This is a genomic window from Thermogutta hypogea (assembly GCF_055386265.1).
The window spans coordinates 684074-704014 of sequence record NZ_AP042425.1; the positions used below are offsets into that span (position 1 = coordinate 684074).

The window sequence follows — 19941 nt, forward strand, 5'->3', positions numbered from 1 at the left end:
GAAACCGGCGATCGGCCTTCTACGCTCAATACGAACGTCCAGCTTTCCGACGCGGTCAGCCCGGCCCGGCCGACGCTAATCCTCCCAACCGATCCGCGCAGAAGATCTTTCGCGGATAAGAGCCTGTCTGGCCCGACGGCGCAGCGCAAGGGTTGGACTCCGTCGGCTTGAACTTTTCCTCTCGTAACGGCATCCAAGTGCATAGCCCTGCGCGAGTTTGCGCTAATCACCGGTCAATATGCTTCTCAATATGCTCCATGCTTCATTTTTCCCGGACCGGGCTATTTCGGTGGGTTCTTGGTTCGGATGCCGGAAGTTCTGAAAAATACCCCACGGCGGAATGGTTTTCTTGAATCGTTCGGTGATCGCTCGCCTCCGTGAATGGACGCCGGAATACGGAATTGTGAATACCGCCAGAGAGTTGATTTCCAAACATGGGAACGGCGGCGAGATTGTCGCTCAAACACTATCGCTGAGGCCGGCGGAGAGCTACATTTTAGCTGCGGAAGTCGCGGCCGCATTGCGGCCTTAACCGGCACCGTGCTCGTTTGGTTGTGAGCCGGGGTGCCTCGTTGCACGCCCTACCGCTGTAGGATTTCCGGGCCGGTCGGCCGTCATCACTCTTTGAGGATGGTTTCCATGAATGCGCCTGTTCTGGGTCAGCGGATCATGTTAACGACCGGAATGTTGGGCAGCCGTGCCTTCCGCTGGTTCCGGCCGGCGTGGGCGTGGTGCTTGGCGATAGCCATGATGGTTGTCGCATCTCCGATACCGGGGGAGGAAGGCCGAACTTCCGACCCGTCCGTTTCGCCGCCCTCAATGGCGACGGTGGCGGAGGAATCGCCCCCGGTCGAGGCGGTGATTCGTGAACAGACGATCTACGTGCCTTACGAAAAGTTTCGAGCGGTGTTCGAGAAAGAGGGGCGCGGGGTCTTTTTGCCCTATGAGAAATTTCGGGAATTGTGGCAAGCAGCGCAATCCGCTTTACAGTCGCAACCCGAGCCGCAGCCTCCCGTCGGTTACCTCGTTCGCGCCGCGTCCACCGAATTGGAATTGGGGAAAGAGGCCGTCTCGGGGACCATGACGTTGGACGTCGTGGCCCTGACCAAGGGGTGGCACCTGATACCGCTACGCATGTCCGATGTGGCCGTTCGGCGGGCGACGATCGAGGGCGCGGCGGCCGACCTGATTTTCGAGCAAGGCTATTTCTTGCTTGTTCATCACGAGGACTCGGAGCCGCGCGATCTGCATCTGACGCTGGAATTCGCTAAGGGGATAACCCGCGATTCCGGAGATCGGACGGTCACGTTCGAGACGCCGCCGGTACCGGTCAGTCGCTGGCATGTTCGTACTCGGGAGCCTGGAGTTCGTATCGAAGTGACGCCCGCCGCCACGCCGCCGGACCAAGAATCCGCCGCGACCGATATCGCTCCCGCTTCACCGGAAGACGCGCCGGGGGATGGGGGCGGGGAGCGAACTCTCGGCAGCGTAGTGACGGCGTACGCCGCGCCCGGACCCTCGGTGACAATCCGCTGGACGCCGACCGCGGAAGGGGCGGCGGGGTTGGAGGCCTTGGCCTCGGTCCAGGCAAAGGCCGAAGTCTTCGTGGCCGTCACGGAGACCCGCATTCAAACGCTGCTGGATTATTCGGTCAGCCGGGCCGAGCTAGCATCGCTGCGCATCCGATTGCCCAAAGAGTGCTCGGTGGGAGGTGTCTTCGATCCAAACGTTCGCCGTTGGACGCGGAGTTTTCCCGAGGACGCGCCCCAGTTCCAGCAGATCGACGTCGAGTTGTTCGAGCCGGCACGGAAAACACAACGCCTTTCCTTGGTCTATTCGTTGCCCACGAAAACCGGCGAAAACATGTTGTTGCCCGTCGTTCAGCCCCTGGGAGTGGGGCGACACGAGGGCTACGTGGCCCTGCGATTGGGTGAGGGCCTGCGCGGAGAGATTACGGATTCGCGGGGACTGATGCAGGCCGATCCGTCGGAGTTGCCTGCTTCGAACCGGCAGCAATCTTGGGATTGGGTCTTTCGATATATCGCGGTTCCCTATCAATTGGCGTTGATTGCCGAGCCGGTTTCGCCGCGCGTGACCGTCGATGAAACCGTGGAATTGTACGTGGCGGACCGGGCGCTTCAGCTTTCCGCGGTGGGAGTTTTCAGCATCGAACGTGCCGGCATTTTCCAAGTGAAGTGGGCGATTCCGCCGGGGTTCGAGGTGGGTCGCGTCCAAGGCCGAGCGATGGAGAACGCCCCGGCCGTCGAGATCGCGGATTGGCGCGTCGAAGGGGATGGCAAGGATCGGTTGACGATCAACTTCCGTAAAAGGGCCTTGGGGCAGGCTGCGGTGGAGATCGCGTTGCGGCGCGATCTTCCGGACGCGGAGCGTTTGGACCGGCCGACGGAAGCACGGGAGTGGAGCTTGCCTCTTCCCCGCGTTGCGGCCGAAACGGTAGAACGCAGTACGGGACGGGTGACGCTGTTCGCTCCTGAATACTTGCAGGTGGACGCCAAGCCGGGTGCCGGGTTGCATCTGATCTCTCTCTCGGAAATCCCTTCGCAACCGCAGTCGCCGGATCGTCCCGCGGGACTGGCGCCGATCGTCGCCTATGCCTTCACGGAGCCGGCTTCCACGTTGGAGTTGAAGGCCCGGCGAAGACGCCCGCAATTGAATCTGGCTCAACTGTTGGTCATGAGGATCGAGGACCGCGTCGTGCGTTATGAGAGCACGTTCTTCGGCGACGTGCAGTTTAGCGGCGTCAAGGAAGTGCGGATCGATGTTCCTGAGGCCGTGGCCGATAGGCTGCGGAATCAAACGCCGCAGATTCGAGAAACGCGATGGACGCCGCAACCGGAGGACGTGGCGACGGGATACGTGGCGTTCGGCTTTTCGGCCGCCACCGAGCTATTGGGAGAGTTTACGATTCGACTGACTTGGGAGGAGCCGATATCGGGCGACTTGGATGAGGGTGCGAGTTTGCGCGTGACGGTGCCGCATTTGCAACCCCGCGGAGCGGACCAAGCCTGGGGGCAGATCGTCGTCGTCAAATCCGAGAATATCGAGGTGCGGGAGGCCGGCGAGATATCTGGTTTGCGGCCCATCGATCCCCAACGCGAACTGATGCGCGGTCAAAGCATGCCCGAAGCGGCCGGCGCGTTTGAGTTCACCGGCACATGGAGCCTGATCCTGGATGCGTTGCGATACCGGATCGAACCGGCGAAGCAGGCCGCGATCGAGCGGGCCTTCGTGCGGATGGTCGTGACGCGCGGCGATCGGATCGCGGTACAGGCCCTCTATCGTATTCGCAGCGTGCAGCAACGACTCGCCGTAACGCTCCCGCCGGGAGCCGAACCCGCCAACGAACAGCGTCTCAACGGTCGGCGCTTCGATCTGGAATTGGCCCCGGAGACGGTTCATTCCAAGGCGGGGGAGCCGGAACGGGGGTTGTACTACGTCCCCCTGGCTCAGACTTCCCCCGACGAAGTCGCCATACTCGAACTGCGCTACCATACCCCATTGCAGAGACCGGGGCTGATGATCCCGGAGTTTCCCATCGACCGGGACGTACAGCCTTCGGCCCCGGCGGTGCAGCGGGTGTATCTGGCCGTGTACGTGCCCGAGGAAATGCGGGTGCTGGCGAAATTCGGGCCCTGGACCGAGGAATTCGACTGGGAAATGCAGCCGGGGCGAGGGCTGCAACCGCGGGTGAAGCAGGCGGCCGATCCCCAGTCCCTGATGGACTGGGTTACGGAGGGGGCGAACGTGACGGTGGGTGACTTCGCGGTCGATGGAACAGGTCTGGTCTACTCTGCCATCGATCCGCCGCCGGGCGCCCGAGGAGCGTTGAAGTTGCGGATGTGCGACGGCCGGCTTTGGAACGGGCTGGTGATGATCGGCGGGTTGATCGTGGGTGCGTCGCTCCTCCGCCTCCGATGGGGCACGCGACTGTGGATTTTGGCTTGGCTGACGCTGCTGTGGTGCATCGCATCGGTCGTCTTCCCGATTGCCGCCGCCCAGATGGTGGACCGGACCTTATTCCTAGTGGGGACCGGCGTATTCGTTGTCTGGCTGTTTTCGGATGCCGTCCGAAAACGTCCGAAACGGCCGCCGCGCGGTTTCATTCCTGCTGAAGTATCGGGCGAACCGCCGCCTGCGGGCGGCCCGCTTCCGGCGGAGATTCCCCCGTTACCTGCCGAAGCAGTGCCCCCGGCTGTTCGCGAGAGTGGCGATGGCGTATCCGCCGCAGTGGTACTGGAAGATGACGACGTCATGATCGAAAAGCGGAAATCGCGGACGGAAACCGCCCCGGATGTGGCCGATCGGCCGCGACCCGAGACGACCGCTTCCGAAGACCTGCGCCCGCAGGAAGGAGATCGTCGCCATGACTCGGAGTGATCCTTCCCGCAAAGCGTTGATTCCGAACGCGATCCGGTGGCGGCGGCTGCTCTTCGCAGGCTGCACGGCGGCCTGCTTCGCATTGCCGGCGACGACGTTGGGGTCGGCCGACGAGGGAAAGCAGCCGGTGGAGGACCGGCCGGCGATTCACGTACGGGAGATATTCGTTCCGGAGGGCGAGTGGACGGCCCTGTTAGAGAATCGTCCCGAGCGGGTTTTTCTGTCTCGCGAGGAATACGACGGACTCCTGGCGAAGGCCCGAAAAACGCCGCCACCGGCCGCCGCTCCGCGCCCCTGGGCGCTGACCGATGCGGAATACGAGCTCCGTTTCGACCGCGATCGGGCGTGGATTGAAGGCACACTGCATCTGCGGTTGCTAGCCGACGGCCTTCACGCGATCCCGCTTCCCATGCGAGGGGCCGTCATTCACTTGGCGCGAATGGACGGTCAACCGGCCGCGCTCTCCTTGGTGCAAGAGAAGGGCGCGCCCACCGCGATCGAGTTATTCGCGGAAGGAGTGGGGGAACATACCTTCACGTTCACGGCTGCCGCTGCGCTCCAGGTCTCGTCGGTCCAGCAAAGTCTGACGTTTCAGCTTCCGCAATCCGCGTCTTGCCGAACCCGGGCCGTCGTTCCGGGAGACGTGGAATTGAAATCCGGCGCCGTGGTGCTGGAGCGGCGGCTGGAAGCGAGTGGAGAAACCCGCTTCGACTTGGTTCTCCCGGCGGACGAGACAACCTTGGTGCTGACCCTGAACAGCCGCTTGCGGCAGAATCGGCGGCTGGTTCACGCGCGCAGCGTCAACGTGGTGGAGGTGGGAGAAGCTTCGCGGCGAATCTGCGGCGAGATCGCGTTCGATGTGCTCGATCAACCGGTATCCTCGCTCGAAGTTTCGATTCCCGATGGATACACCGTGACCGCCGTGGACTGCCCCGCAGCGGCGAAATGGCAGGAGCGCCATGGGGACGAACGTCGCGAGCTGATTCTTGCCTTGCGTGAACCGGCGACCGGGCGGATCACGGCTCGAATTCAAGGTGTGCAAACCGCGGCGGACGACCCCGACGTGCCGATCGCCCTCTTCCAGCCGCTGAACGTAACCACGCATGCGGCGGTGGCGGGATTGCTGCTGGACGCGAATCTGCGAGTGAAGGACCTCAGCGAGGCCGGTGTGGTGCGAATCGACGGTTCCGCGGTTGCGGCGGTGCTCGCCCCGCTGACGGAGACCGCCGAGGGGGCGTCGCGCGGCCGTTTGATCGCCGCCTGGTATGCGCCCTGGGGAAACCCGGAGATTACGGCTCGCGTGGAGCGTCCGCGGCCTCAGCTCGATGCTTTGATGAATCTAGTGCTTACGGTGAAGGAAACCGAACTCAGTCTTTTGGGGGAAGTTTTCCTGACGCCGCTGGAAGAAAGGCTGTATGAAGCGGTGCTGATTCGTCCGGCCGATTGGCATGTCATGCGCGTGACGTTGCCGGACGGCACGGCCTTGCGTTTCGAGAACTTCGGTCGGCTGGATGAGGAAGGTCGGGTCGTGATCCGATTGCCTCAGGGAATCGCCGTGGGGGAGCAGACGAGGGTCGATTTTCAGGCGGTGAGTATGGTGCCCGCTCGCTCGTGGGACGAACCGGGCGAGGTGGTTTTCCCTGCATTTCGGGTGGCATCGGCAACGCGCGAGCGGGGTGCCGCGGCTTTGACCACGGGGACGGATTTGGAAGCTCGGCCGATGCTGCTGGATCGCCTGGCGCCTCTCAATGCGGCCGATCGCAAGGAGTTCGGCCTGACTGCGGTTGAAACCGCTCTGGCGTATCGGGTGGTGGAGCAACCCTTCTCGGCTCGGTTCCAGATACTCAAGGCCAAGCCGCGACTCAGTGCGGAACTGTTCCAATGTTTTCGATTGGAGACGGTGGCGTTGCACGCCCATGTCGAGCTGGCTTATCGAGTGGAGGGCGCAGGGGAGGATACCTTCTCGTTCAGCTTGCCGCTTTTTGCTCCGGAAGGAGTGCGGGTGGTTGCCGGTGAAGGAAAAGCGGTGAAGCAGGTGTCGCATGAGGTTCGCGGCGAAAGGCGGTACTGGACGGTCCGCTTGCAGGAACCGGCGGTCGGGGCGGTGCGTCTTATCGCTGAGTGGCGGCAGGAGCGGCAGTCGGGCGGCGATGAACCTGCGCCCTTGCCGCTGGCGGCATGCGAAAACGTGGTTTACCAGACCGGTATCGTTTCGCTGGAAGCCACGTCCGAATTGGAAGTCGATCTGTTGGGCGAGGCTCGGCGGGTGGATGAGGGCGAACTGGCCGCGGCCGAATACCAGCCGGGACCCGGCCTGTTGGCCGTCATGAGTTACGGGGGGGAGCCGCCGCCCTTGCGGATTCAAGAACGTCGCCACGAGGTGCTGGAAACGCCGCCGCTCCTGATTCAGCGGGCCATCCTGCGAACGCAGGTCGATGCGGGCGGGGCCTTGGTGGGACAAGCCGATTTCTTCTTGCTTACGGGAGGCGCCTCCCTGCGTTTAGAGCTGCCGCGGGACGGCGAACTGTGGAGCGCGCTTTTGGACGACCGGCCGGTACGGGTCCGGCGGGTGGAAAAGGAATCTTGGCTCGATATCCCGGCGGGCGACCTGCATACGATAAGGCATTTGCGGCTGGTTTACGGGCAGCGTTTCAGCGGATTCCGTTTTTGGGCGGCGACGGAGCTGCGAAGCGTATGGTTCTCGGTGGCGGCCGCTCCCGGACGTGCGCCGCAAGAGCCGGCCTGCACGGACTTGGATTGGAAGGTGTTGTTACCGCCGGGTTTTGCGGTGGTGGGCAGCCGCGGCAATGTCTTGCGGCTTCAGGCCGATCCGGCACCGATTCTCCTTTCGGCGTTGAAGATGTTCGATCTCGCGTACCTGGGACCGGGTTGCGGCATTCATGCTGCGAGGGAATCGGCTCATCGTCGGTTTCCCATGGAGGATACCGTTGATGTGAATGGGGCTGTCGATGGCGCAATGAATAAACCGGCCGTTCCCCAGACGGAATCGGCGGTAAAGGAAGAACTGGCGGCGGACGGCCGCGAAGCCGCGGTCTTGTCGGAGGCGGACACGGGGATGGGGCAGGCCCAGGCACACTTGGACGCGGCGCCGGGGATGCAAGACGCGACTCCTCGGCCGGAAGAGCAGCCGCCCACCGCCGCGATGCCCGGAGCACCGCCGAGGGACGTGGGGCCGCAAGGGACGCAAGTCCCGGTTCAGGTTCCCACCAAGCGGCGTATGCAGGTCGGGTTCGGTCATTTGCCCATGGCGTTGCAGATCCCGGACGGATACCAAGTCGTGACGTTGAGTAACTTGGGATCCCGCCCGACGGTACGCCTGACGTTGGTGCGATCGCATGATGTCTTTGCGTTGGCCGCCGTGTTGTTGGGCGGGATGGCGGCGGTTTATTTCAAGATGCGGGCTGCCCGAAAAGGAGGCCACGGTCACGGGCCGCTGCTGACGCTCTTGGCGGCGGCATCCTTGATTCCGCTCATCCCGGGCTTGGAGTTCATGACGGAGACCGGCAATCGCTTCTTTTTGGGGGTCGTGGGTGCTTGGTCGGCCTGGTTCCTGCTGCCGCCGATCGCGGCAGCCTACATCTACTGCCGGAATAACCTGGCCGGGGCTTACGTCTGGATGCGGCGCGCTTTGACGAAGTTGCCGCGGGGATCGTCCTCGGCCAAGGCCGGCATCGTGATGGCCATGGCCCTGCTTGTGCCGGGACAAGGCGGCCATGCCGTCGCCCAACAAGACGACACGAAAGAGACGGCGGTCGTGGCGACGGATCCGTCCGGACGCCTGACGGTTCGAATTCTCGACGCGGAGCCGCCGTTGAACCCGCCCGACGACGCCGTCATCATTCCCTACGACCCGGCCGAGGGTTGGCACTCGCCGGGGCGGCGAGTTTTGATTCCTTTGGCTAAGTACCTGGAATTGTGGAAAGCGGTTGAAAGTAGTGGGCCCGTCGCGGCGCAACCGGCGCGACCCTTCGCGGTGGGAGGCGTCGCCTACCAAGGTTCCCTGGATTCGGCCGACGTTCTGCGGCTCCAGGGCGGGTTCGAAGTGTTCGTTTATGCCGCCGAACCGGTGCGGATACCCCTGCTCTTCGGGAATGCCTCGCCGATCGCGGTACGACTGGACGGCCGGCCCGCGGCTCTGGAACCCGGTACTCCGGGTGCCGCCTCGGAATCCCCCGCCCAAATCGCTGCTCCGCAGGTGAGCGGCGATCCCGTAACGCCGATGGAGGTCTTCCTTCACGTCGCCGGCAAGGGCCGCCATCGCGTGGACATTGAAGTGCTTGTCCCGCTCCAGCGCACCGGCGGCCTGCGGAAGGCTGACGCCGTTCTGCCCTGTCCCGCGCCCGGGGTCTTGAAACTCGCGGTCCCCCAAGCCGGAAGCGAGGTATCGTTTCCCGCGGGCACGGGGCGTTTGAGGACGGTTACCGCGGAGGCGGATGCTTCGATCGAAGGGACGCTCTTGCCGCCGGGGAATCTGTCACTCCAGTGGCGACCTCAGGTATTCGAGGCCGTCGTCGATCCGTCTCTTTCGGCTACGTCCTTCGTCGTGGTCGATGTTCGCGAAGAAGATCTCCTGTGTCACTGGGCGACCACGTTGCGCTTTCGCCAGGGCGAGCGTCAGAGCTTCGAATTCCTGGTTCCCGCGGACTGGGAAATCGAGCAAATCGAGGGCGAAAACGTGAAGAGTTGGGATATGACGGAGGCCGCGGGGAAACGCGGGGTGACCGTCACGCTGCTGGCAGCGGCACGTACCGCAGAAAAGATTGTACTTCATTTGCGGCGACCCTTGCTTCAAGCAGGGGAGACGGAGGCCGAGTTCGAGGCCCCGAATCTGACGGTGCCGGGCGCGGCGTCTCACGGCGGACGCATCATCGTGCGGCGAAGCCCCTACTTGGAGGTCACGGCGACGGAAGCCGAGTCCTTGGCCGTCGCGGCGCTCCCCGATCAGGCCGAGTATGTTCCGGCCGTGGGGAATGCCCGCGTGAGTCCCTTGGGAGTGCAACCGCAGATCGCGTATTCATTCTTTTCGGAGGCGCATCGATTACGACTTCGGGCACGGGTTCGCGAGGGGGGACAATCAGCGGTCGTGCAGGCGGTCTTTCGCGTGGGTTCTTTCCGCAGGTCGCTGGAGGCGCGAATCATTTGGCGCGTTGCGAATCGGCCCTTCTATCAAGGTACCGTGTTGCTGCCCGGCCGAATTCATCGCATCGACCAGGTGGAGCTGCCGGGCGAAGGGACTTGGGACATCCAGGCCGCGGAAGATCGTACGCGTCTGAACATCTTTCTCAAGGACGGCATCCTGGGGGATGTACCGGTGGTGATCCGCGCTACCTTGTCGGTCGATGACTTGCCCGCGGAATTGAGCGTGCCCGCAATCGAAGTTCCGGGAGTGCGGTCCCTCCAAGGCGAAATGGCGGTCAGTGTGGAACCGCGATATTCACTCGAATTGCGGTCGACGCGCGATTGCCTGCCGGTCCTCGTCTCTCGGTTGGCATGGTTGCCGGAAGACCGGCGGACGCTTACGCCTTTGGCCCTGGAATTCGGAAATGCACCTTTGGAGGCCGTGATCGGTCTCCGCTCCCGGACGCCGGTGGTGGCGTGCGAGACGGTCGGGAACGTGCGATTTACCGATCGTGCCGTCGAAGAGACGGTGCTGCTGGAGCTATCGGTGGAACAGGCGGGGATTCGCGGCCTGCGGTTTCGCTTGCCGTCCGGTATGCGGGATTGCCGGATTCAAGCCCCCATGCTGCGTTCGAAATCGATCACTCCTTGCGAGGACGGACCGGATTCGGACGTATGGGTCAACATCGAGTTTCAGGATGAGTTGATGGGACTGTTGCGAATCCTGGTGGAACAGGATTTCCCCGTGACGGATTCACCGCATCGAGCCTCGGTGCCGACCGAGATCGTCGTCCCGGACGGTCCGCCGGTGCGCATGGGGATTCAGGCGGTGACCTTGCAAAATGCGGGGCGCGACGAGGTGGTTGTCGCCGAGTCCGAGGATGTGGAGCCGGCTGGAACTCAGCGGCGCGCTCAATTGGAGGAGCGGCTGCGCGGTCCGGACGGTCCGGCCCTGCGGCTGACCGACGCCTATATCATTCGCGCGGGGGCGAAGAATCCTCGATTGGCTTTTCGCCCTCGCACCCGGGCCACGCAGCGCGGCGGAGGCATTCGGATTCGATTGGCGGACGCCCTCTTGACTCTCGATGGAAACGGCGATTATCGCGGTGAGCAGCAATACTGGATCGAGAATCGGCAGGAACAGTTCCTCCGTATACGATTGCCGGACGGCGCGCGCCTGTGGTCCGCTTCCGTCGATGGACGTCCCGCCAAACCGATCGGCGCGAACGAGGCGGCCGATGCCTCCTCGGTACGCATCCCCGTCCCACGCACCGCCGAAGGCGATCTACCGCTGAAGGTCAGCGTCAAATACGGCGGTTCGGACTGGTCGATCGGTTGGCAACGTCGGAAGGCGCTGCCGTTGCTCGGTACGCCGGATGGCACTCCGGAATGGTCGCAGCTTCGCGTGCATTCCAGCGATGATCGCCTGCTGTTCGATTTCGGGGGGACGGCGCGGCCCGTTCCGGAACGCGAATTGGCGTCGGGCTATGAAGGCTTTCGGCAAAAGCTGGCCGCTGATTTGGTGGAGACGCTGAAGCAAGGCGACGACTATGCTCGAGTGCGGGCCGGATTGAACCTGCGGATTTTGGGGAGCAGCGTCGCAGGTCGGCCGTACGCCGAAGAGTCCGAAGGCTACGGCATCCTGGGTTACGGCGGCTATCCGGGATCGGGATTGCCGTCTTCGGCCGGGGAGCTGGTGGAGGCGTTGGAACAGGCCGAACGAGGAGATGCTTCGAATCGTAGCCTCAATAATCGGACATTGCTAGGCTCCCTTTACGAGAATCAGCAGGCGATCAGCGTCCGCGAGGGGGCAGATGACGCCGTTGCCGCGTTTCCAGGACAAATCTCGACGGACAAGGAGCGGGGGGGCGGTGCCTCGTTTGACCAATCGTGGTTCCAAACCCCTCCCGGCGCGGCCAAGGCCGTGCCGAAAGGGGCTGCCCAGGCGGAATCGGCCGCCGAGAGGAAAAAAGCTCCCGCGCTTTCCACGGCCCCATCGAGGCAGCTTCAAAGCCGGTTTGAATTCGGCGATCGCAAGGAATCTGAGCAGCTCGAGCGGCGGAGCGGGGCCGTCCAAACAAGAGAGGGCAGGGCGACGCCCGGCGTCCCTGCCGACGATTCCTCGGCTTTAGGCCTGCAGGCTGCCGACGAAGCGGCTCGCCGCTATGGGGAACGCTATCAAATGCGGCAGCGAGGACTGTACGAGTCCCAAGAGGCAGGCAGGAGGACCGCGGCCGGAGATGCCCTGGAACAAAAACCGGCAGCTTGGGCAATCGATGGATCGGCCGCCGGGCTTCCGCCGGGGGATAGCGCGAAAACTGACGCACCCGCGTCCGGTGCGGCCGTCGGCTTAGGGCAGCAAGGTCGCCCAACGCCGGATGTAGCCATCCCGACCCGAGGAAAGTTGTATTGCTTTGTCGCCCCGCAAGGCGAAATGCAGGTACACGTCAGGGCCGTTCCCGCCGATACCGTCACCCGGTTGCGGCAAGCGGCACTCGTCTTGATCCTCATGGCGGGGCTGGCGGTCGTGCTCTGGATCTCGAGACGAGCGTGGAAGTACCTGACTCAACATCGGGAGCTGGCCTTCTCGATCAGCGCCGCTTCGCTGGTGTTGGTCTGTTTCACCGGCGTACTCGGATTGCTACTGCTGTGGGTAAGCATCTACGCCTTTGCGGCGGGAGCGGCGGGCATTCGGCAGGAAACCCAAAGTCCAGCTTGAGGGAACGACGGCGGCATCCAAGCTCGCGCGATCGCGCTTGCACCGTAAGTCGGCGGCCGATTGCCGCTGCTGACGGGCGTCGCAGAGGTCTATAATTGCCCCGGCACTTCACCGCCGTTGATGGAACCCAGCGCCCGCCACGCCTCGAGGTCCACGGTCTGGGCCACAAATCGAACGGAGCCGTCGGCAAAGCCCACATTGACGCCTCCGGGGTGGCGGCTCCGCGCCATTTGCCACAACGAGCGGATGGGCGCCCATTTGGAGCAGTCGGGGACATCGGAATTTGGCTCCCACCAGTGGTAGTAAGCGGTATAGAGGACAAAGCCGTCGAACCAACGTGTCGCCCTACTGGGGCGCGCAGCGATCGGCTCACCGTAGCGCATGCACCACTCTTTTGTCAACGTGCCGCCCGAGCCCCCGCTGGACGCACCCACGATCACCAAATCCTTATTCGTCCGGCTGAGCACGATTCCGCCGCTCCACGACATATCCGGGTTGGGGAGCAAGCTCTCCGAAAACGCGGCAGTGTTGCTGGTGCCGTCGATTACTTCCGCGAAGGTGACCGGATACGTCTGCTTGAACAAACCATCTCCGTTATACACTTCCGTGCCGGTGGCAGTGGGCGCTCCACGTCCCCAGCAAGCCATATAGTTGGTCGATCCGTAGGCAGGATCGACGCGCCGGCGCACGTCGCTAGGGCAGTAGAAAAAGCTGATGTCCAGCGACAACGGGGCGATGTTGTCGGGATGGATCCCGCCCCCAGGCCCGTTGAAAACGCCCGTGTGACCGTACAGCGGCACGTCCAAGTTCAAGGATTGGTACGTGTTGTATTGCTCGATGTACGGAGTGAGCATCGCCATCGGTCCCCAGCGGTACTGCCAAGCGGGGATGCTTTCGTAACCGGGGCAGACCTTCTCGGGCGAACCGATGGGAAACCCCTGGTTGACGTCATGAAAGTTGTGGAGTGCCAGGCAAAGTTGTTTGAGGTTGTTCAAGCACTGGGAGCGGCGGGCCGCCTCCCTTGCCATTTGAACCGCGGGCAAGAGTAGGGCGATGAGGATGCCGATGATGGCGATGACCACGAGCAATTCCACGAGAGTGAAGCCGGATCGATTGCGACTTACGAGCATGGGAACGTCCCCAAAATGAGCTCGGGTATGACGAATAGCGAAATAGTATTACCGCGCTTCTCGTGGTTATCAAGGGTGCGAGGATTGCCCGCGGGAGAAAAGCTTACCGGCCGGGTCCATTCCCCGTAGACCACGCCCCCTATCCTCGGCCGGAGTCCCGAAGAAATGCCAGCCTGAGCGGTCAGGCACCTACCGGAATTGAACAAGTGGAATTCAACAAATGATGTTCCGGCAAATGGGATTCGACCGCTAAACTGAATTGCCGACGCGTCGCCCTGGGATGCGGCGCCTGCCCGGTGGGGTGTGTACACTCCAGTCGCCCAGGGCCGCCGAAAAACCTCGCGCCGGCGGCGGTGGGCTTGCAGCCCTGCCCGTCCGCGGGATGCGACGGAGCAAACGGCGGTCGGGGCGCTAGCAAGATTGAGCACGGTCGCGTTGCCGATCGAGGTCTCCAAAGTGATCACCTATCGAAACCACCGGTTATTTGCGAAGTGGATGCACTGGGGAGCGGGGATGGCCGCCGTAGCGGCGGTTTTGTACCTGTGCGTAGGCTGGGCGGTCGCCGCCCAAGGTGAGCTGAGCCTCCCGGCGCGCGCCGGCCGGCACGTCGGTTGGCCTCTCCTGGGTGCTGTCACTGCGGGGCTGATATGGGCGATGACCTCCGCCCGTCCCATCGGCCGGATCGGACGGCGACTCCGCCGCGTCGGGCTCCGCTTTACCATTCTCTGGCGGAAAGCCGGTTGGAGGAGGCGGCTGGTAATCGCAGCCTTGATCGCTCACGTGCTGATCGGCTTGGGTTACTGGTTGGAGGTTCCTTGGACGTTACACAATGTGAAGGACGAATTGCGCCAAGCGTCGGTCGCCCCGGTACGAAGGTTCCGGGGTGATTGGGCGGCCAATTACCCATTCTTTGTCCGCAAGGTGATCGCGGAAACGCCGCCTGAGGCGAGAATCCTATATCGCGGCGGATGGGAAGGCATGGTCCTCTCCTACGATGTATTTCCCCGTCGTGTCTTTGCGCTGCCCGACGACTTGCAAAACTTGGCCGGACGATGGCACAAGCATGCTTGGCTCGAAATGAGGACCGGCGGTCGCTCCAACGCGGATGCCGACACGGATCTTTACTGGACGGCGGCGATTCGCTTCGAGCCCATCCCGTATGAGGAATTCGTCCGGCGTTACGCCATCGACTACGTGGTCGCGTTCGACGAGAGCCGCCCGTCCGAATGCGGTATCTTTCCCGTGGACGTAGCGCGTTCGGAAGAGCGAGTTTTCGAGGTGCCGCCGCCGAGACACGACGGGGCTCGTCCCTTCCAAAGGCGAGCGATCAAGGACGGGGCATTTGCAACAGAGACGGGGTCCTGAAGTAATTCCATGCCGTTACCGCTGTTTGGGATGCCATGATTCTTCCTCCAGGATGAAGTCGGACATGAATGATTCGGTCTGGTGTACCGCCGGCGTCCTGCTGGTCTTGTGGTTCTCAGGCTATCCCCTGGCGCGACTCTTATTGCCCGACGGCGGGCGACGGGCGGCGGATTCCTGGTTCAGAGCGGGAGCATCCTTGCTGCTGGGCTGTCTGTTGTTCGTCGGGCTCTTATATTTCCCTTTGGCCCTTGGAGCGCGGTGGACCACGACTTATTGGACGGCCGTGTGGGCGATTCATGTCGGACTCGCACTCGCGGCCGTATGGCTTTTGATTCGGGATCGTCGGCGATGGAGCGAGACCTGTCAAAACACGACTCAAGGTGCCTTAGTCGCCGTCGTCGCGACGGGGATAATACTGCTGTCGGCAGCGGCGGTCGGGGGAAATCTGGGACTTTTGGGTTACGATGCGCGAGCCATCTACGGGCTGAAGGCCAAGGTCTTGGCCGAGCAACGGGCGGTCGGCGGCGATGATTTCCACGATGTGCATCGTCTCCATTTCATGCCCGGCTATCCCCTCTTGGTGCCGATCCTGGAAGCCCAAGTCTTTCTTTGCAGCGGCAAGTCCAACGACGAAGGCCTGCCCCTCTTGTTTTGGGGTTTCCTGACGGTGATCGCGTTCCTTTGGGCAAGCTGTGCGGCTCGGTACGATCCAGGCGCGGCGGGTTGGCTTACCTTCTTCTGCGTCCTCACGCCGTGGCTGTGGAAATTCTCCGAAGGGGCGGGATTGTCGGGGTCGGCGGATGTCGTTCTGGCGGCCTACCTGGCGGCGGCGGCTATTTGCGCCGCCGACGTGTCGCCCGGTGCCGACGGCCGTTACGCCTTGCTGTGCGGCCTGATGCTCGCCGGGGCCATGGCCGTCAAGCAAGAGGGAACGCTTTGGAGCGGCCTAGTCCTGACGACGCTCGCACTAACGCGGCTCACGACACGCCGGCGAAGCCGAGATGCAAGTCGGCGTTCCGGATCGAACGAAGACTGCGTCGCCGGAAAAGGCACGTCTCTCGGTGCCCGCTTGCGTCGGCAGCCGCTTGTGGATTTCGGAATCGTCCTCCTGCCGATCCTGATCATGTTTGTCTTGCTGCGACTGACTCACGGAGACATCCCGCGCTCGCCCCTGTACCGCTCGTATCTTGCCGCGCTCTCGTGGGATTGGCTCACGCGGTGCGTGGGAAGAGTACCGCAAATCGCCTCCTTCGCCGCCTCTGAATGTGTGAACAATGTTTGGGGATTCGGCTGGGGTGCCCTATTTTTGTCGCTCCTGCTGAAGCGGCGCTGCCCCCTCTCGACCGAAGCGATGTCTCTGCGGCTGCTCACGATGCTGGGGGCGGCGTCCTACCTCGCCGTTTTCGTCGTGACACCCTATCCCCTCACATACCACCTTTTCACGGCTTTTCGCAGATTGATGTTCCATCTTTACCCCGTGGCGATGCTGGTGCTTTTGGAGCAATTAACGGCGACCGGCGTGGTCGCCGACTTGGGCCGGGTCTTTTGTTTTCGTAATCCGCCGCAAGGAAATACGGTCCGGTCGCCGGAAGAGGCAACTTCGTTCCAACGTCGGCGAAACTCGCATGAAGATGCCGCCTAACGATCGTCGTCCCTCGAGATGTGTCGGTCCGCAGCTTGCATGACGGCCTCGGAAGGCCTTCAATAGATCGAGTTGGGCGCCGCGTTCCGGCTGCCGCCCGCGTAAGACGATGGCAGCCCGAAACGGTTGTAAGAGCGACGAGCGTCGCTCCGGCGCACAAAAAGGCTTTTCTCCCAGAGCAAGGGATCCCAAACGATGTCACGGGGGCGACCGTCGGAGTGCTTGCCGCCTTTTGATTTCGCGACTACCCGGAAGATCGTCTTCGGATGGGAGCGTCGTCGCGAGTTGCCGCGCTATCTTCCCTCGCTGGGTCGGCAATGCTTCTTGCTGGTGGGTTCTCGGACTTTGCTTCGGTCCGGCATGGTTGAGGAAATCGCCGAGTCGGTTCGGCTGAGCGGGTGCGTCGTTGCCGACACGGCTGAGATTCATCGAGAGCCTCAGGTCGCGGACGTCGATGAGTTGGCCCAACGGTGGCGGGGATCGGCGGATTTGGGGGATGCGGTCATTCTCGCCCTGGGCGGGGGGGCGGCTATCGACTTGGCCAAGGCTGTTTCGGCACGCCTCACGCACCCGGAAGGCGACTCCATTCGCGACTACCTCGAAGGCGTGGGTCGGGGGCTTCGACTTTGCCGGCCGTGCCTGCCCGTAATAGCGATGCCGACTACCGCGGGGACGGGTACGGAGGCCACGAAGAACGCCGTGATCTCCAGCCTCGAACCGCCCTTTAAGAAGAGCCTCCGTGACGACCGCATACTGCCCGCCTTGGCGATCGTCGACGCCGAATTGACCGCCTCGGCTCCGCGGCACGTGACGGCCTACTCCGGCATGGATGCGATCACGCAACTGATGGAGAGTTACTTGAGTCGCCGGCGCGCACCGCTTCCCGAGGCTTTGGCCGAGTCGGCACTGCGTTCCGCCATTCCAGCCCTGCGAAAACTCGCCCGGGATGAGGGGGATCAGGCGGCACGGGAGACCATGGCCTACGCCGCTTTGGTTTCCGGCATCTGTTTGGCCAATTCCGGACTGGGCATGGCCCACGGAATCGCCGCTGCGCTCGGCGTGCAGGTCGGCCTGCCGCACGGATTGGCTTGCGCCCTGATGTTGTTACCCACCCTCGAGTTCAATCGCGCCACCGAAGCAGCGCGGATGGCCCAGCTCGCTCGCCGTGTACTCGATTTGCCAGCCTCCATGCCGGAAAAGGAACAGGTCGATCGGCTTCTGGAGGCCATTGCGGAACTGCTGAGCGAGTGGAAGATTCCGCGGCGACTGTCGGAAGTGGGCGTGTCGGCCGACCGCTTGCCGGCTATCGCGGCCGGCTCGTCCGGCAGCAGCATGAGCGGCAACCCGCGCGAGGCATCGCAAGAGGACGTTTTGGCCGTCCTGGAGGGCATATTGTGATCATCGCGGCGGGACTGACACCGGCTTGGCAACGGATCATGGTGTTCGATCGCGTGACGCCCGGCGAAGTCAATCGTGCGGAACAGGTTATCGAATGCCTCTCCGGGAAGGTGACGAACACCGCCGTCGCGGCGCGTTCCTTGGGCGGCAGCGTCACGGCAATCATGCCGATCGGGCCGAACGTCCGCGACAACGTGGAACGCGAAATGGCGGGCCTCAACGTGGACTGCGACTGCGTCGCCACGGCCGCTCCGACCAGGACTTGCGTGACGGTAATCGAACGGGCGAGCAGCCGGGTCACCGAGCTTGTGGAAGAGTCGGCGACGCTCTCCCCTTCCGAGTTGGCCGATTTCGCGGATCGCCTCCGCAAGTGGTGGAATAGGGCCGACATTCTGGTTTTCAGCGGATCGCTGCCGCGCGGTATGCCGCCTGAAACGTATCGGGAGTTGCTTGCGTCATGCCCGGCTTCCGTTATCGCGGATTTTCGCGGCCCGGGTCTGATCGCGGTCTTGCCCCTCCGACCGTTCCTGGTCAAGCCGAATCGGGCGGAATTGGAAGCGACCCTGGGATGCCGATTTCGTGATGACCGAGAGCTGGTCTGCGGAATGCAAGACCTGTGTCGCCGCGGCGCGGCGTGGACGCTGGTATCGCAAGGCTCCTCCGCGGTATGGCTGGCTTCGGAGTGCGAAGTCTATCGATACGATCCGCCTGCCGCGGAGGCTGTCGTAAATCCGATCGGCTGCGGGGATGCCCTGGCGGGGGCTTTGGCGTGGGCGGTTCAAGCCGGATTCTCGGTGCCCGACGCCGTCCGCCTCGGCGTGGCCGCGGCCCAAGACAATCTCCGCGCCTTGCTTCCCTGTCGTCTGGATCCGGTCTGGGTGCAAAACCGTGCGGAGGGGATTCTCGCCGTTCGAATCCGGTGACCCCTGCGGCAAACTTGTTTGCGGCGGCAACCTCGTTCTATGATGGAGGCTGACGGGGTGGCAAGGGCGGGACTGGAACCAGGCTCGTCCGTGAAAACCACGGGGAATTCCTATGGCACCTACCCAGCGTCCTGGGTTCACCATCGTCGAATTGCTGGTGGTCATTGCGATCATTGGTTTGCTGATCGCCTTGCTCTTGCCGGCCGTGCAGATGGCACGAGAGTCCGCCCGCCGCGGCCAATGTTTGAACAACCTGAAACAGTTGGCCATCGCCGCGCACAATTTCCACGACGTATACAAAGCCTTTCCGCCCGGATATTTAGGGCCCTTACCGCAAGCCGCGGTACCGCCCTATCCCGGTCAGTGGGCCACGGTCCACGGCTTCCTGTTAAGCTACACCGAGCAAGAGAACCTGCGGAGAGCGAGCGACGCCGATGCCGCCGATTTCGGGGGCGTGTCTCTTTACGACGAAAGCAGGAGTGGGGCGGGCTACTGGCAGCGGCCGTCGGGGTGGGAGGCGGCCAAAATCCAGCCGCCGCTCCTCCTTTGCCCTTCCGATTTCGCCCGCTCCGCCCCCGACGCCATAGCCCTGCTGCATTTTCACCATGTCGCTCCCCATGTTAGCTTGGTGGGAGCAAGCTTTTCCGATGGGAGCGGGGCCGCCTTGGGACGCACCAATTATTTGGGAAGCGGCGGCTACATGGGCGTGACGGGCGTCGCCAGTTCCGACGTCTTCCGCGGCGTCTTCTGGAATCGATCCCACGAATCCTTTGCAACGGTGGCCGACGGCTCCAGCAACTCGCTGCTCTTCGGCGAGGCCATGGGCGGAACCGAGATACCCCAGCGCTCCTACGGATGGTTCGGCTGCGGCGTCATGGCGGCGGCATGGGGACTGGCGGCCGACGCCCAAGGCAAGACGGGTTGGTTCCAATTCACCAGTCGTCACCCAGGCGTGGTGCAGTTCGCCATGGTGGACGGTTCCTGCCGCCCCATCAGCCAGAACATCGACCGCGATACGTTCGTTTATCTCAGCGCGATCTCCGACGGCAAAGTGGTTCAGGGATACTGACCCGTCCGCGGCGTTCGGACCGTGGAAATCGCTACCCGACGGCATCTTCCCCGGGGGCAGTCAGCCCACGGTTGACGCTTCCAAGGAGGCATCCCAAACCCTTGAGCAGCCTGCTCCGAAGCCCGTGGTCAGCCTGCTCCGCGTCTGCCCTCTCCTAA

8 protein-coding genes are annotated in these 19941 nt (G+C 63.2%); 7 read left to right on the top strand and 1 reads right to left on the bottom strand.

Annotated features, from left to right (window positions below):
- Positions 1-639: 639 nt before the first annotated feature.
- Together ACZ5B4_RS02290 and ACZ5B4_RS02295 are read left to right on the top strand one after the other, a co-directional pair.
- Positions 640-4398, top strand: a complete 3759-nt coding sequence (locus ACZ5B4_RS02290; RefSeq protein WP_464912825.1) for a hypothetical protein — start codon at positions 640-642, stop codon at positions 4396-4398.
- Complete coding sequence (locus ACZ5B4_RS02295) at positions 4385-12256, top strand: hypothetical protein (RefSeq protein WP_464912826.1); 7872 nt, start codon at positions 4385-4387, stop codon at positions 12254-12256. Before ACZ5B4_RS02290 ends, ACZ5B4_RS02295 begins: the two co-directional genes overlap by 14 nt.
- An 89-nt stretch (positions 12257-12345) precedes the next feature.
- On the opposite strand, the gene ACZ5B4_RS02300 is transcribed toward ACZ5B4_RS02295, so the two are convergent.
- Positions 12346-13386, bottom strand: coding sequence for a DUF1559 domain-containing protein (locus tag ACZ5B4_RS02300; protein ID WP_464912827.1), 1041 nt, complete (start codon positions 13384-13386; stop codon positions 12346-12348).
- Between the two features lie 420 nt (positions 13387-13806).
- Here ACZ5B4_RS02300 and ACZ5B4_RS02305 point away from each other — a divergent pair, with 420 nt between their 5' ends.
- The 5 genes from ACZ5B4_RS02305 (at position 13807) to ACZ5B4_RS02325 (ending at position 19783) form a co-directional block, all read left to right on the top strand.
- A complete protein-coding gene (locus ACZ5B4_RS02305) occupies positions 13807-14751 on the top strand; it encodes a hypothetical protein (RefSeq protein ID WP_464912828.1) in 945 nt (314 codons plus the stop codon).
- Between the two features lie 64 nt (positions 14752-14815).
- Positions 14816-16393, top strand: a complete 1578-nt coding sequence (locus tag ACZ5B4_RS02310) for a hypothetical protein (RefSeq protein WP_464912829.1) — start codon at positions 14816-14818, stop codon at positions 16391-16393.
- A 195-nt stretch (positions 16394-16588) separates the two neighbouring features.
- Positions 16589-17791: an iron-containing alcohol dehydrogenase gene (locus ACZ5B4_RS02315; RefSeq protein ID WP_464912830.1), complete on the top strand. Its 1203-nt coding sequence runs from the start codon at positions 16589-16591 to the stop codon at positions 17789-17791.
- Positions 17788-18714, top strand: coding sequence for a 1-phosphofructokinase family hexose kinase (locus tag ACZ5B4_RS02320; RefSeq protein ID WP_464912831.1), 927 nt, complete (start codon positions 17788-17790; stop codon positions 18712-18714). The genes ACZ5B4_RS02315 and ACZ5B4_RS02320 overlap by 4 nt, the downstream gene beginning before the upstream one ends.
- 112 nt (positions 18715-18826) lie before the next feature.
- Positions 18827-19783, top strand: a complete 957-nt coding sequence (locus ACZ5B4_RS02325) for a DUF1559 family PulG-like putative transporter (RefSeq protein ID WP_464912832.1) — start codon at positions 18827-18829, stop codon at positions 19781-19783.
- Positions 19784-19941 lie beyond the last annotated feature (158 nt).

What these genes read in the sequence shown, in the direction of transcription:
- ACZ5B4_RS02295 (WP_464912826.1), top strand. Translation starts at nt 4,385, where the DNA reads ATGACTCGGAGTGATCCTTCCCGCAAAGCGTTGATTCCGAACGCGATC.
- ACZ5B4_RS02300 (WP_464912827.1), bottom strand. Translation starts at nt 13,386, where the DNA reads ATGCTCGTAAGTCGCAATCGATCCGGCTTCACTCTCGTGGAATTGCTC.
- ACZ5B4_RS02325 (WP_464912832.1), top strand. Translation starts at nt 18,827, where the DNA reads ATGGCACCTACCCAGCGTCCTGGGTTCACCATCGTCGAATTGCTGGTG.
- ACZ5B4_RS02315 (WP_464912830.1), top strand. Translation starts at nt 16,589, where the DNA reads ATGTCACGGGGGCGACCGTCGGAGTGCTTGCCGCCTTTTGATTTCGCG.
- ACZ5B4_RS02290 (WP_464912825.1), top strand. Translation starts at nt 640, where the DNA reads ATGAATGCGCCTGTTCTGGGTCAGCGGATCATGTTAACGACCGGAATG.
- ACZ5B4_RS02310 (WP_464912829.1), top strand. Translation starts at nt 14,816, where the DNA reads ATGAATGATTCGGTCTGGTGTACCGCCGGCGTCCTGCTGGTCTTGTGG.